The sequence below is a fragment of the Mycobacterium fragae genome (assembly GCF_002102185.1).
GTDB lineage: Bacteria > Actinomycetota > Actinomycetes > Mycobacteriales > Mycobacteriaceae > Mycobacterium > Mycobacterium fragae.
In genome coordinates this window covers 332,694-345,821 of sequence record NZ_LQOW01000024.1, presented here as the reverse complement: position 1 = coordinate 345,821, position 13,128 = coordinate 332,694, and the positions used below count along the sequence as shown (strand labels likewise).

9 protein-coding genes and 1 pseudogene are annotated in these 13,128 nt (G+C 66.6%); 5 read left to right on the top strand and 5 right to left on the bottom strand.

The annotated features are described in order from the left end of the window. Nucleotides 1–23: 23 nt before the first annotated feature. A complete protein-coding gene (locus AWC06_RS12715; RefSeq protein WP_085198113.1) occupies nt 24–419 on the bottom strand; it encodes a heme-binding protein in 396 nt (131 codons plus the stop codon). A 191-nt stretch (nt 420–610) separates the two neighbouring features. Next, entirely contained in the window at nt 611–1,351 is a 741-nt protein-coding gene (locus tag AWC06_RS12710) for an MBL fold metallo-hydrolase (RefSeq protein ID WP_085197821.1), read from the bottom strand. Nucleotides 1,352–1,395: 44 nt separating this feature from the next. Between AWC06_RS12710 and fgd the strand changes: the two genes are divergently transcribed. The 5 genes and pseudogenes from fgd (at nt 1,396) to AWC06_RS12685 (ending at nt 8,419) form a co-directional block, all read left to right on the top strand. After that, nucleotides 1,396–2,406 (top strand): glucose-6-phosphate dehydrogenase (coenzyme-F420), encoded by a 1,011-nt coding sequence (gene fgd / locus AWC06_RS12705; protein WP_085197819.1) that lies wholly within the window; start codon nt 1,396–1,398, stop codon nt 2,404–2,406. Nucleotides 2,407–2,418: 12 nt separating this feature from the next. Beyond that, entirely contained in the window at nt 2,419–4,494 is a 2,076-nt protein-coding gene (gene pta, locus AWC06_RS12700) for a phosphate acetyltransferase (protein WP_085197817.1), read from the top strand. Next, a complete protein-coding gene (locus AWC06_RS12695; protein ID WP_227371212.1) occupies nt 4,491–5,633 on the top strand; it encodes an acetate kinase in 1,143 nt (380 codons plus the stop codon). The genes pta and AWC06_RS12695 overlap by 4 nt, the downstream gene beginning before the upstream one ends. 21 nt (nt 5,634–5,654) lie before the next feature. After that, nucleotides 5,655–7,508, top strand: coding sequence for a serine/threonine-protein kinase PknD (locus AWC06_RS12690; protein ID WP_085197815.1), 1,854 nt, complete (start codon nt 5,655–5,657; stop codon nt 7,506–7,508). A 58-nt stretch (nt 7,509–7,566) separates the two neighbouring features. Further along, nucleotides 7,567–8,419: pseudogene (locus tag AWC06_RS12685) on the top strand (DUF559 domain-containing protein). Between the two features lie 90 nt (nt 8,420–8,509). Here the strand turns inward: AWC06_RS12685 and AWC06_RS12680 are convergent. From AWC06_RS12680 to glnX, 3 genes are read right to left on the bottom strand one after another with little or no spacing between them, the layout of a single operon-like run. Then, complete coding sequence (locus AWC06_RS12680) at nt 8,510–10,768, bottom strand: serine/threonine-protein kinase PknG (protein WP_085197813.1); 2,259 nt, start codon at nt 10,766–10,768, stop codon at nt 8,510–8,512. Beyond that, entirely contained in the window at nt 10,768–11,739 is a 972-nt protein-coding gene (locus tag AWC06_RS12675; RefSeq protein WP_085197811.1) for a glutamate ABC transporter substrate-binding protein, read from the bottom strand. The genes AWC06_RS12680 and AWC06_RS12675 overlap by 1 nt, the downstream gene beginning before the upstream one ends. Then, nucleotides 11,736–13,082 (bottom strand): protein kinase G-activating protein GlnX, encoded by a 1,347-nt coding sequence (gene glnX, locus AWC06_RS12670; protein WP_085197809.1) that lies wholly within the window; start codon nt 13,080–13,082, stop codon nt 11,736–11,738. Before glnX ends, AWC06_RS12675 begins: the two co-directional genes overlap by 4 nt. Between the last annotated feature and the right edge of the window lie 46 nt (nt 13,083–13,128).

Here is a 13,128-nt window from a genome sequence, read left to right as displayed (position 1 = left end):
CCGCAAGTCATCGCACGGCGAGGCTACCCGGCCATGAACTCGTCGTAGGCCGACTGGAGCTCGGGCGAGAGCGCCGTCGTGTTGCACTGACGCTCGGTGTCGCCGATGGGCGCCAGAATGCCGCGTAAGTCGTAGTACTCCTGCGGGTGGGCGGTGAAGTAGCTACGCAGGTTGGCCGCAGCCTGCGGGCGCGGCTGGCTGAATGCTGACGTCACGGCGGCGTTGGCGCCCGGGTGAGCGTCGAGATACTGCCGAGCCGAACCCTCCGTCGAGTTGACGGTGTTCTGCACCCCCGCAGGGCTGCAGTCGGGTGCTGCAGACGCCGTCGGCGCCGCGAGCGCAGTCAAACCCCCAAGTAGGCAACAGCCGGCGACGATGCCGGCAGCGTGCCGGCGCACGGTGATACCACTGAATTTCATCTTGATTGCTTCCTTTAGTCGCGAAATGACCAAGGGTTGCCGATACCCGAAGCCCAAGGTAGCGCGAAGCTGATCGCCGGCAAACTGTGCTCAAAAAGGCGAAAGTCTGTGCGGCACAAGCAGTTTGGACGCGCTTCTTAGAGAACGAGCCCGATCCTTAACAAATTGTGACATCTACCGTAATCCAATTGTTATGTGGCCAGCGCGGTCGCCCGGTCGGTGGCGGCGCGGATCGGGCCACGCCACAGTTCGCCGTGACCGGGCGCCAGGATCTCGGTCTCCAGCAACGCCAGCGCCGCCAGGCTCCGGATGCAGTCGTGCTGGTTGTGACTGAACACCGCCGGCAGCAACTGCGGCCCGCTGCGGCGCAGCAGCGGATGACCGGTGACCAACGCGTCGCCGCTGGCCAGCACGCCGTCGACCAGATACGAGCAGTGACCGCCGGTGTGGCCGGGGGTGGGGATGGCCATCGGATGGCCGGGCAGCCGCGCGGCCACCTCGGCCGTCAACGGCTGCGCGGTGGGAATGCCCTCGCGGGTCAGGCCGCCGTTGCGCACCACATGGGCGGCCCACACCGCCCAGCGGGGCCGCCAGACGCGCAGCGCGACGTCGAGCGGTGAGGCCTGCTCCAGATACTCCCGCTTGGTGTGGCCGACCTCGTCGGGGTGGCAGTACACCGGGGTGCGATGGGTTTTGGCGAACCAGATCGCCGAACCCAGATGGTCGATGTGGGCGTGCGTCAGCAGGATGGCACGCACATCGCCGGCGTCGTATCCCAGTTCGCGCAGCGAGGCCAGCACGTCGTCGCGGTCACCCGGATACCCGGCGTCGATGAGCATGACTCCGGTGTCGTCGGCCACCACCAGCCAGTTGACCGCCTCGCCCCGGGCGAGGTGCACCCTCTCGTTGATGGCTGTGAGCACCGGTGCCATGTCCGCGAGTGTAGGAGTGCGGCCAAGGGAGTAGAAACGACAGCGTGGCTGAACTCAAACTGGGATACAAGGCGTCGGCCGAGCAATTCGCGCCGCGCGAGCTCGTCGAACTGGCGGTCGCCGCCGAGGCGCATGGGATGGACAGCGCCACCGTCAGCGACCATTTCCAGCCGTGGCGGCACAAGGGCGGGCACGCACCGTTCTCGCTGTCCTGGATGACCGCCGTCGGCGAGCGCACCGAGCGGATCGTGCTGGGCACCTCGGTGCTCACCCCGACATTCCGGTACAACCCCGCCGTCGTCGCCCAGGCGTTCGCCACGATGAGCTGCCTGTATCCGGGCCGCATCTTCCTGGGCGTCGGAACCGGGGAGGCTCTGAACGAGATCGCCACCGGCTACGAGGGTGCCTGGCCGGAGTTCAAAGAGCGGTTCGCCCGGCTGCGCGAATCGGTGCGGCTGATGCGCGAGCTGTGGCGTGGCGACCGCGTCGACTTCGACGGCGAGTACTACCGGCTCAAGGGCGCCTCGATCTACGACGTGCCCGAGGGCGGCGTGCCGGTCTACATCGCCGCGGGGGGCCCGGCGGTGGCCAAATACGCGGGGCGGGCCGGTGACGGCTTCATCTGCACGTCCGGCAAGGGCGAAGAGCTGTACACCGAAAAGCTGATGCCCGCGGTGCTGGAAGGAGCCAAGGCCGCCGAGCGCAATGCCGACGACATCGACAAGATGATCGAGATCAAGATCTCCTACGACCCCGACCCGGAGCTGGCCCGGGAAAACACTCGGTTCTGGGCGCCGCTGTCGCTGACCGCCGAGCAGAAGCACAGCATCGACGACCCGATCGAGATGGAAAAGGCCGCCGACGCGCTGCCCATCGAACAGATCGCCAAGCGCTGGATTGTCGCGTCGGACCCCGACGAGACCGTCGAAAAAGTCGGCCAGTACGTCACGTGGGGCCTCAACCATCTGGTCTTTCACGCGCCCGGTCACGACCAGCGCCGATTCCTGGATCTTTTCCAGAAGGACCTCGCTCCACGGCTGCGGCGGCTGGGCTAGATCGGGCTCGGCGTGCCCACTTCCAGCATCTACATCGCGGCGCCGGAAGGGGACACCGGCAAGTCGACGATCGCGCTGGGAATTTTGCACCGGCTGACCGCCACCGTCGCGAAAGTCGGTGTGTTCCGGCCGATTACCCGCCTGGGCGAAGAGCGCGACTACATCTTGGACCTGCTGCTGGCGCATGCCACCGCCGACCTGTCCTACGAGCGCTGCGTCGGGGTGACCTACCAACAGCTGCATGCCGACCGGGATGCCGCCATCGACGACATCGTCGAGCGCTATCACGCGATGGCCGGCCAGTGCGACGCGGTAGTGATCGTCGGCAGCGACTACACCGACGTCACCAGCCCCGCTGAGCTGTCCGTCAACGCCCGCATCGCGGTCAACCTCGGGGCGCCGGTACTGCTGGCGGTGCGTGCCAAGGGCCGCACCGCCGAGCAGGTCGCCCACCTCGTCGAGGTCTGTTTGGCGGAGCTGGACGCCCAGCGCGCGCACACCGCGGCGGTGGTGGCCAACCGCTGCGAGCCGTCGCAGCTCGAGGCGGTGGCCAAGGCTTTGAGCGTGTTCGGCCTGCGGACCTATGCGTTGCCCGACGACCCGCTGCTGGTGGCGCCGACGGTGGCCGACCTGCAGACCGCGGTGAACGGGACACTGCTGTCCGGCGATGTTGAGCTGATGGGCCGCGAAGCGATGGGTGTGGTGGTCGCCGGGATGACCGCTGACCATGTGCTGGAGCGGCTGAGCGAGGGCGTCGCGGTGGTCACTCCCGGTGACCGCTCGGACGTCGTACTGGCCGTCACCAGCGCCCATGCCGCCGAAGGGTTTCCGTCGCTGTCGTGCATCATCCTCAACGGCGGGTTCGAATTGCATCCGTCGATCGGGGCGCTGGTGGCCGGGCTGCGGCTGAGGCTGCCGATCATCGCCACCACACTGGGAACCTTCGACACCGCCAGCGCGGTGGCGTCGGCACGGGGCCGGGTCACCACGTCGTCGCAACGCAAGATCGACACCGCGCTGCAGTTGATGGAACGTCATGTCGACATCGGAGATCTGTTGGCCCAGTTGGCGATCCCGATTCCGAAGGTGACCACACCGCAGATGTTCACCTACCAGTTGCGCGAGCGTGCCCGTTCGGACCGCAAGCGCATCGTGCTGCCCGAGGGCGACGACGACCGCATCCTGCGTTCCGCCGGACGGCTGCTGCAGCGCGGCATCGCCGAGTTGACCATCTTGGGCGACGAGAACCAGATACGTTCGCGCGCCGCCGAACTCGGCGTCAACCTTGACGACGCCATGGTATGCGACCCGCGCACCAGCGAATTGTGCGACCAATTCGCCGAACAGTACGCGCGGCTGCGTGAGCACAAGGGCGTCACCGTCGAGCACGCCCGCGAGATCATCGGCGACGTGTCGTATTTCGGGACGATGCTGGTGTACAACTCCCATGTTGACGGCATGGTGTCGGGCGCCGCGCACACCACCGCGCATACGGTTCGGCCGGCGTTGGAGATCATCGGAACCGAGCGTGGCATCACTGGTGTTTCTACGGTATCCAGCATCTTCCTGATGTGCCTGCCCGACCGGGTACTGGCATACGGTGACTGCGCGATAGTCCGCGACCCGACGGTCGACCAGCTCGCCGACATCGCGATCAGCTCGGCGCGCACCGCGGCCCAGTTCGGCATCGAGCCGAGGGTTGCCATGCTGTCGTACTCCACCGGCGAATCCGGAACCGGCGCGGATGTCGACAAGGTCAGGGCGGCAACGGAGTTGGTGCGCAATCGGGCGCCCCAGCTGCTGGTTGACGGGCCGATCCAGTACGACGCCGCGGTGGAGCCGTCGGTGGCGGCCACCAAGATGCGCGACTCGCCGGTCGCCGGACACGCGACGGTGCTGATCTTTCCCGACCTCAACACCGGCAACAACACCTACAAGGCGGTGCAGCGCAGCGCGGGCGCGATCGCTATCGGCCCTGTGCTGCAGGGTTTGGCCAAGCCGGTGAACGACCTGTCCCGCGGTGCGCTGGTCGAAGACATCGTCAATACGGTTGCGATCACCGCGATCCAGGCGCAAGGGCAGCCGTGACCACGGTGCTGGTGATCAATTCCGGCTCGTCGTCGCTGAAATACGCGCTGGTCCAACCTGATTCGGGCCAGTCGCTGGCGGATGGGCTGGTCGAGCAGATCGGCGAGCGGGATTCGCCGGTTCCCGACCACCATGCGGCGTTGCGTGTGGCGTTCGAGCAGCTGGCATCCGACGGTATCGACCTGAAGTCCTGCGGGTTGGCGGCTGTCGGTCACCGCGTGGTGCACGGCGGCCAGACCTTTTATCGTCCCACTGTCATCGACGACGCGATGATCACCGAGCTCCAGGAATTGTCGCAGCTGGCCCCCTTGCACAATCCGCCGGCGGTGCAGGGTATTCAGGTGGCGCGCAAGATGCTGCCCGACACTCCGCATGTCGCGGTCTTCGACACAGCGTTCTTCCACAACCTGCCGCCCGCCGCGGCGACCTACGCGATCGAGCGTGAGGTGGCCGAGAAGTGGCGGGTCCGCCGCTACGGATTTCACGGAACGTCACACCAGTACGTCAGCGAGCAGGCCGCTGCGTTTTTGGGACGATCGGTTGGCGAGCTGAATCAGATTGTGCTGCATCTGGGTAACGGCGCGTCGGCATCGGCCATCGCGAAAGGCCGGCCCGTCGAGACGTCGATGGGGCTGACGCCGCTGGAGGGCCTGGTGATGGGCACCCGCAGCGGCGACATCGACCCGAGCATCATCGGCTACCTCTGCCGCGAGGCGAACATGAGTGTCGGCGACGTCGAGTCGATGCTGAACGCACGCTCCGGGGTACTTGGCCTGGCGGGCGAGCGTGACTTTCGCCGGTTGCGGGAGATGATCGAATCCGGCGACAGCGCAGCCCAATTAGCCTACGACGTATTTGTTCATCGGCTGCGCAAGTACATCGGCGCTTACCTGGCGGTGCTCGGCCGCACCGATGCCGTCAGCTTCACCGCCGGGATCGGTGAGAACGCGGCCGCGGTGCGTCGCGACGCGGTGAGCGGGCTTGCGGCGCTGGGCATCGAGCTCGACGAGCAGCGCAACCTCGAGCCCGCTCGGGATGCCCGCCGGATCTCCACCGACACCTCACCGATTGCGGTGCTGGTGATCCCGACCAATGAAGAGCTGGCCATCGCTCGCGACTGCCTGAGCGTGCTTGCCTGAGTAGCGGGTTACAGTCGAATTATGGGTGAGCAGCCCGATACCGCCCGGGTCGGGACACAATTCGGCCCCTACGAGATACGAGCGCTGAACTGCCACACCGGCGTTGGTCCGCTCTACGAGGCCTTCTTCACGACCGAAGACACGGCCAAGGACCGAATGGTCGGGCTCACCCTGCTGCCGCAGACGATCGATCGCCAGCGGTTCTTCCACGAGTTGCCGATCGTGGCGAAGCTGCCGGAACGCCATGCCATACCGCTGCACGATTGGGGCGAGAGCGAGGGCACCTGTTACGTCGCGACACGGTGGGTATCCGGGGAGACGTTGCGGTCGCTGGTCAGCACGTTCGGGCCGATCGACCCCGAGCGCGCGGTGGCCATCATCGAGCAGGTCGCTGCGGCGCTTGATGCCGCGCATGCGCAACGGCTGATCCATCGGGATGTCAAGCCGGAGAACATCTTTGTGACCGGCGACGGCGTCGCGTACCTATACGGCTTCGGTATCGCCGACCCGGCACTGAACGCACCGGGTCCGACGGCGGGTTCCTATGCGTATATGGCGCCGGAGCGTTTCGACAACGAACCGCTGACCAATCGCTGCGACGTGTACTCGCTTGCCTGTGTGCTGAGCGAAATCCTCACCGGCGACAGCCCCTTTCCGGGTGCGAAGACGGTCGGCCAGGTGATCAAGGCCCACTTGACCGCGGCGCCGCCCAAGCCCAGCCTGCTGCGCCCGCACGTTGTCTCACCCGCGCTCGACGCCGTCGTCGCGCGCGGGATGGCGAAGGATCCGCGGCAGCGGTTCGCCACCGCCGGCGATCTTGCTCGCGCTGCCCGCGGCGCACTGGCGGGACCGGACAGTGACGCCCGCACGATGCTGCGCCGGGCCAACGACCTCAATCAGATCGTCGCGCGACGGCGTATCCCGCAGCCGGTTCCGGACCAGGTCAGCGACCTGGACTTCTACCCGGACGAGTCCACCGCCGCGCCGTCATGGCAGCGCTCGTGGCTGATGCCGTTGGCGGTCGGCTTGCTGGTGCTGTTGGTGGTCATCGCGGCGGGGATCGTCGTGTGGAAGGTCGCCTCGGGCCCGACCACTCAATCGTCGGCCCAGACCGCACCATCGTCGTATCGAGCGACGGTACTGCCGTTCACCGGCCTCACCGGGCCCGAGGGGGTGGCCGTGGACCGGGCCGGCAACGTGTATGTCTCGAATGTCGAAAACGATCGGGTGATGAAGCTCACCGCCGGGTCGACGATGCAGAGCGTGCTGCCGTTCATCGGCCTGAAAGAGCCGTACGGGCTGGCGGTGGACAACGACGGCAACGTCTACGTCGGCGATACCGACAACGACCGGGTGGTGAAGCTCGCGCCGAATTCGACCAATCAAACTGTGCTGCCGTTCACCGGCCTCAAACGTCCCGAGGGTCTGGCGGTGGATGCGTCGGGCAGCGTGTACGTGGTCGACACGGGCAACGATCGGGTGGTGAAGCTGGCGGCCGGGTCGACCAGCCAGACCGTGCTGTCGTTCTCCGACCTCGAACGCCCCAAGGGAGTGGCGGTCGACGCGTCGGGCAGCGTGTACGTCGCCGATACCGGCAACAATCGGGTGGTGAAGCTGGCGCCCGGATCGAGCAGCCAGACCGTGCTGCCGTTCACCGGCCTCAAAGATCCATCCGGTTTGGCAACCGATTCATCGAACAGCCTCTACGTCACCGACGGCGGCCGAGTGGTGAGGTTGAACGCGGGCGCGAACAAACAGGTCGTGCTGCAGGTCCCCGAGCTCAGTTACACCGAGGGTGTGGCGGTGGACGGGTTGGGCAACCTCTACGTCACCGACTACGGCAACGATCAGGTGGTCAAGCTCGTCGCGAGCTGATTTGTGGCCTGTGGATGCTGCGCAGCACGGCACCACGTGGCATGGGAATGTGCACCGAATGGGGGAGTCGGGGGAACCATTCATCGGCAGCGAGGCTTTGGCGCGTGGTGTGCTCAACCGCCATCAGCTGCGTACGCAATACCGGGTGATGTGTCCGAACGTCTATCTCTCCAAGCAGATCCCGCTATCCCTGGAGCACGCATTGCCGCCGCGTGGCTGTGGTCGGGCCGCCAGGGGGTGATCGCCGGAACTGCGGCCGCGGCGCTACACGGCGCGAAGTGGATCGATGATGACATTGCAGTCGAGCTGATCTACCCCAACCCTCGCGCCCCGCGCGGCGTCGTGACTCGCCGCGACGCGCTGCTCGACGACGAGGTGCAGACCGTGAACGGTCGTAGCGTTACCACACCCGAGCGGACCGCGTTCGACATAGGCCGCGCGGGACTGTCCGCTTGGCGGTTGCCCGACTGGATGCGCTTGCCCGGGCAACGGGTTTCAAGGTCGACGATGTTGCGCTACTTGCCGATCGTCATCGCCGTGCTCGCGGACTGCGCCAACTGGAGACCGTGCTGGATCTGGTCGACCCGGGCGCGGAGTCGCCGAGAGAAAGTTATCTGCGGCTACTCCTTATCGATGCAGGCTTCCCTCGTCCTTTGACCCAGATACCGGTGAGGACCGGCGGCAAGACGTATTTCTTGGACCTGGGCTGGCCGGAGAACATGGTCGCGGTCGAGTATGACGGCGATCAGCATCTGGTCGACCGGTGGCGGTATGTCAACGACATCAAGCGGCTGGAGACCCTGGAACGACTGGGTTGGCTGGTGATTCGGGTGGTCGCCGAGGACCGTCCGGCGGATATCGTGCGAAGGGTCAGGCAGGCGTTGCACGGCAGGGATTTGACTGTGCGCTGAGGGCGTCGAGTGTGCGCGTAGGGCGGCCGACGCGCGAATTTTCCGCCCTCGACGCACACTCGACCGGAAAGGGCGGCGGAGCGGCGGCGGTCAGAATGTGCTGGTGGGGCGCACCCGGTTGGCCATGTCGACCAGCGTGTAGCGGTGCGCCTGGGTGGGCGCCACCCGGGCCAGCCCGCGCAGCGACGCCTCGACGCCCAGACGCAGGCCGTGTTCGGTGAACGGGTAGCCCAGGATGTGGTTGGTGCTGGCCTCGTGGTCCTGCAGCCAGTCCATCGCGCTGCCCAGCACGAGGGCGCGGATCTGCAGCACCCGCGGCTCGGTCGGCGGCAATGCCTCGACACGCCTTGCGGCGTCGCGGATCTGCTCTTCGGTGATTTCGCTTGCCGACCGGCCGGACAGCAGCGTCACCGCACTGGTCAGCCGCGCGGTGGTGAAATGCCGTGAGGAGGCTGGTACTTCGTCCAGAGTCCGCACTGCGCCTTCCCGGTCTCCTTCCACCGACTGCGCGCGGGCCAGCCCGAAGGCCGCCGAGATCACCCCATCGTCGGTCTTCCACACCGTCTCGTAGTACTTGTGCTCGTCGGAGCTGCCGGCCAGCTCCGCGGTTGCAGCCAGGGCCATCTTGGGCGCCAACTCGCCGGGGAAGGTGTCCAGCACCTCGTTGAAATGTTTTGTGGCCGAGTCATAGTCGCCGGTGAGCAGCTCCGAGACCGCGCGATACCAGACCAGGCGCCATCGCCAGCCGACCCGATCGGCCAGGTCGTCGAGTTTGCGGGTGGCCTTGGCCACGTCGCCCATGTCCAGTAACGCCCGCACTTCCATCAGCGGCAGCTCGACCGACTCGGACAGGTCGATGTCGTCGGAATCCAGTGCGCCGTGCCGGAATGCGCGCAGCGAATCCAACGTCTGCACCGGCTCGGAGAGCACCGTGGCCTGCAGCAGCGGCGCGGCGACGTCGGCCGGGTCGACCAACGGAACCTGCAGCGCGGTGACGATCTCCTTGGCGGTCAGCTTCTCCGCGTGCACCTGGCCGTCCAGGTAGACGTCGGTGTGCGCGACCAGCATGTCCACCCCGAACGTGGAGCGGGAGCGGGAAAAGATCGTCGACAGTCCCGGCCGCCGGATCCCGGTGTCCTGGGCGACCACTTCGCGCAGCACACCGGAGAGCTGCCCGGACATCTCCTCGGCGCTGGCGAACCGGCGCCGAGGATCCGGGTCGATCGCCCGGCGCAGTAACCGGCCGAACGAGTCGTACGTGCTCAGCACCGGGTCGTCCTCGGGCAGCCCGTCGACGTAGCGGCCGCCGCGGGTGCGCATGTTCAGCGTCAGCGCCGCGAGCGTGCGTCCGACCGTGTAGATGTCGGTGGCCACGGTGGGACCGGTCCGCACGATCTCGGGTGCCTGGTAGCCCGGTGTGCCGTAGAGGTAGCCGAACGAGTTGATCCGCGACACCGCGCCCAGGTCGATCAGCTTGAGCTGCTCCTCGGTGAGCATGATGTTTTCCGGTTTGAGGTCGTTGTAGACCAAGCCGATGGAATGTAAATAGCCCAGTGCGGGAAGGATTTCCAGCACATAGGCGATGGCCTCCGCGACCGGCAGCTTGTCGCCCTTGCCTCGTTTGAGCGATCGCCCACCGACGTACTCCATCACGATGTAGCCGACGGGTTCGCCATGGCGGTCGGTGTGTTCGACGAAGTTGAAGATCTGCACGATCGACGGGTGCACCACCTCGGCGAGGAACTGTCGCTCGGCCATCGCGATCGCCTGCGCCTCGGCGTCGCCGGAATGCACCAAGCCCTTGAGCACCACCGGACGATCGTTGACGTTTCGGTCGAACGCCAGGTAGACCCAGCCCAGGCCGCCGTGTGCGATGCAGCCCTTGATCTCGTACTGGCCAGCGACGACGTCGCCCGGACTCAGTTGCGGCAGAAACGAATACGGGCTGCCGCAATACGGGCACCAGCCCTCCGAGAGCGCCTTGCCGTCCGGGCTGGAGCGGCCCACCGGCCGCCCGCAGTTCCAGCAGAACCGTTTGGACTCCGGCACCACCGGACTCGGCATCAATGCCTCGAGCGGATCGATGTCCGGCACCCGCGGGATCTCGACCAGCCCGCCGCCCAACCGCCGCACCGGTGCCCGCGCCGCGGTCGTCACGCGTTCGCGCGGTTCGGTGTCGGCAGTGCGCGCCGCTATGTCGTCGGAGTCTTCGTCGTCGTCGAAATGCGGGCGGAACACCGCCTGCGTGGTCACCGGGCGTCGCGCCGAGCTCGAGTCGGGCGACTCATCGACCGGCTGGGTGCCCGGGCCGGCTTCGTCGGGTTCGGGTTTGTTGACCGAGTCGCCCATCAGTCCACATACCTCGGGCTCGGCGGTACCGGCGCCGGACCGAGCACCGTTAACCACTTGCGGTACAAGGTGTTCCAGGTGCCGTCCCGGCGGATGCGTTCCAGGGTGCCGTTGACGAACCGGACCAGCCCGGTGTTGTCCAGTTTGATCCCGATGCCGTAGGGCTGGGTGCCCATGTTCGGCCCGACGATGTGCAGGTAGGGGTCTTGGGAAACCAGGCCGGCCAGGATGGAGTCATCGGTGCTGACGGCGTCGACCTGCCGCTGCTGCAGCGTTACCAGGCAGTCTGCCCAGTTCACCACCTCCACCACTATCGGCGGCGGCGCGATCTCGCGGATCCGGTGCAACGAGGTGGTGCCCTTCGCAACGCAGACACGTTTTCCGGACAGGTCGGCCGGTTTGGTGATCGCCGAGTCGCGCGGCGCCAGGATGCGCTGGTAGGCATCGAGGTACACGGTGGAGAAGTTCACCTGCTTGCGCCGCTCGCAGGTGATCGTCATGGTCTTCACGACGACGTCGACCTCCGCCTTCTCCAGCGCGGTGATGCGCTCGGCGGACGACAGGATCCGGTATTCGACCTGCGATGGGGTGCCGAAGATGTCGCGCGCCACCTCGCCGGCAATGTCGACGTCGAACCCGGTGATTTCACCGGTGATCGGGTCGCGGAAGCTGAACAGGTTGCTGCCGATGTCCAGCCCGACGATCAGCCTGCCGCGGGCGCGGATCTTGGCGACCGCGGCGTCGGCGTCGGCCGGGTTGTCAAATGGGCGCAGGCTGGCGGTGGGGTTGCACGTGTTGGCGGAGCGATCCGGGGGGAGCGGCGCCCGCGGTGCGATTTCCTGCATGCCTGCGGGTGTGGGGGGCGGCAGGGTGGGCACCGGGGGCACGGCTGCGGGAGGCGAGTGGCCGCACCCGGCCAGCACCGTAGTGATCGCCACTGCGGCGCACACGATCCGGGACGACGACTTCATCGGTACTCGTTCAGTCGTGGCCACAATCCGAGTGCGACCGCAATGGCCGCGCCCAGGCTGAGCACGACGGCACCGACCGTGGCGCCGGACAGCCCGCGACGCGCGTTGATGATGTCGTCGCGCAGTTGATTGCGGCTCTGTTCCATGGCCTTGCCCAACACACGGTCGAGTTTGTCGAACGCGGGAGTGGAGTCGTCCTCGCCGGTGCCCAGCGCCACCTGGGTGGCGGCCTGGTAGTTACCCACCGAGATGTAGGAGTCGATCCGGTCATTGGCCTTCCGCCAGCGGGTCAGCAGTTCGTTGGCGCCCTGCAGGTCGGTGCGGTCGACCGCGTCTCCGCGGGCCAGGTATTCGTCGAGCTGCTTGTGCATGGTGTCGATGCGTTGGTGGAAGGAATGCTTGCGGACTTCTTCGTCCCCGCGGCGGATCAGCGACAGCGTTTCGTCGGCACGGGCCTGCTGGGCGCTGATGGACATGTTGGTGATGGTCTTGAGCGACTCTGCCGCAGAGTCTTTCGCGCTGTGGCTGGCGTTGGTGGAGATCACCAGAGCGATTACCACCCAAACCACCATAACGAGAATCGCCAGCGCACCCGCGACAAGACCGGGGTTGATCCGTCGTCGGGTGCGCCGGGCCAGCCAGCGATGCGAGAACGCGCCGAAGACCGCGGTGGCGAGGACGACGAGGATCACTGGTGCCGGGATCTGAGTAGTCGCCGTGGTTTCGCTGTCCACCCGCGCCGAAGTTGCTTGGTAAAGGCGTTGCGCATCGGGCAGGATCTTCGCCTGCATGAGTGCCGAAGCCTCAGACAGATACGACGAGCCGACCGGGTTGCCCGCCCGGTTGTTGGTGCGGGCAATCTCGATCAACCCGGTGTAGACGGCCAGCTCGGCGTTGATCTTGCCCAGCAGTTGCAGGCAGGTCGACGATGTGAACGGCGCGCACGACGTCTCCTCGCTCAGCCCGCCCGACGCCCGGGTCACCGCCACCGCGGCATCGGTGATGGCCTGCTCGTAGCGCTGTCGGACGGCGCGCGGTTCGGCCTGGGCGATGAACGCGGTCGCGGCCGCGGCGTCGGCCACCGACAGCGTGGTGTACAGGCGTCCGGCCGCGAATGCCAGCGGCTCGGTGTGGTTCAACACGGTGGTCAGCGTGACCTGGCGCTGATTGATCGTTGTCGAGGTGGCGAACGCGCTGAGCACGCCCAGCGTTGCCAGGATCACGCCGATCGACAGAATGCGGCCCGGCGTCGTCGCGATGAACCACCACCGCGGATGCACGAATTCAGTCGGCGACCGCGAGCCCAGCGGCTCGGTCGATGGATGCGCCAACTCAACGGTCACGTGGCTCGGACCTCATCTTTCGGGCGTACGTGTCACGAACTCTATA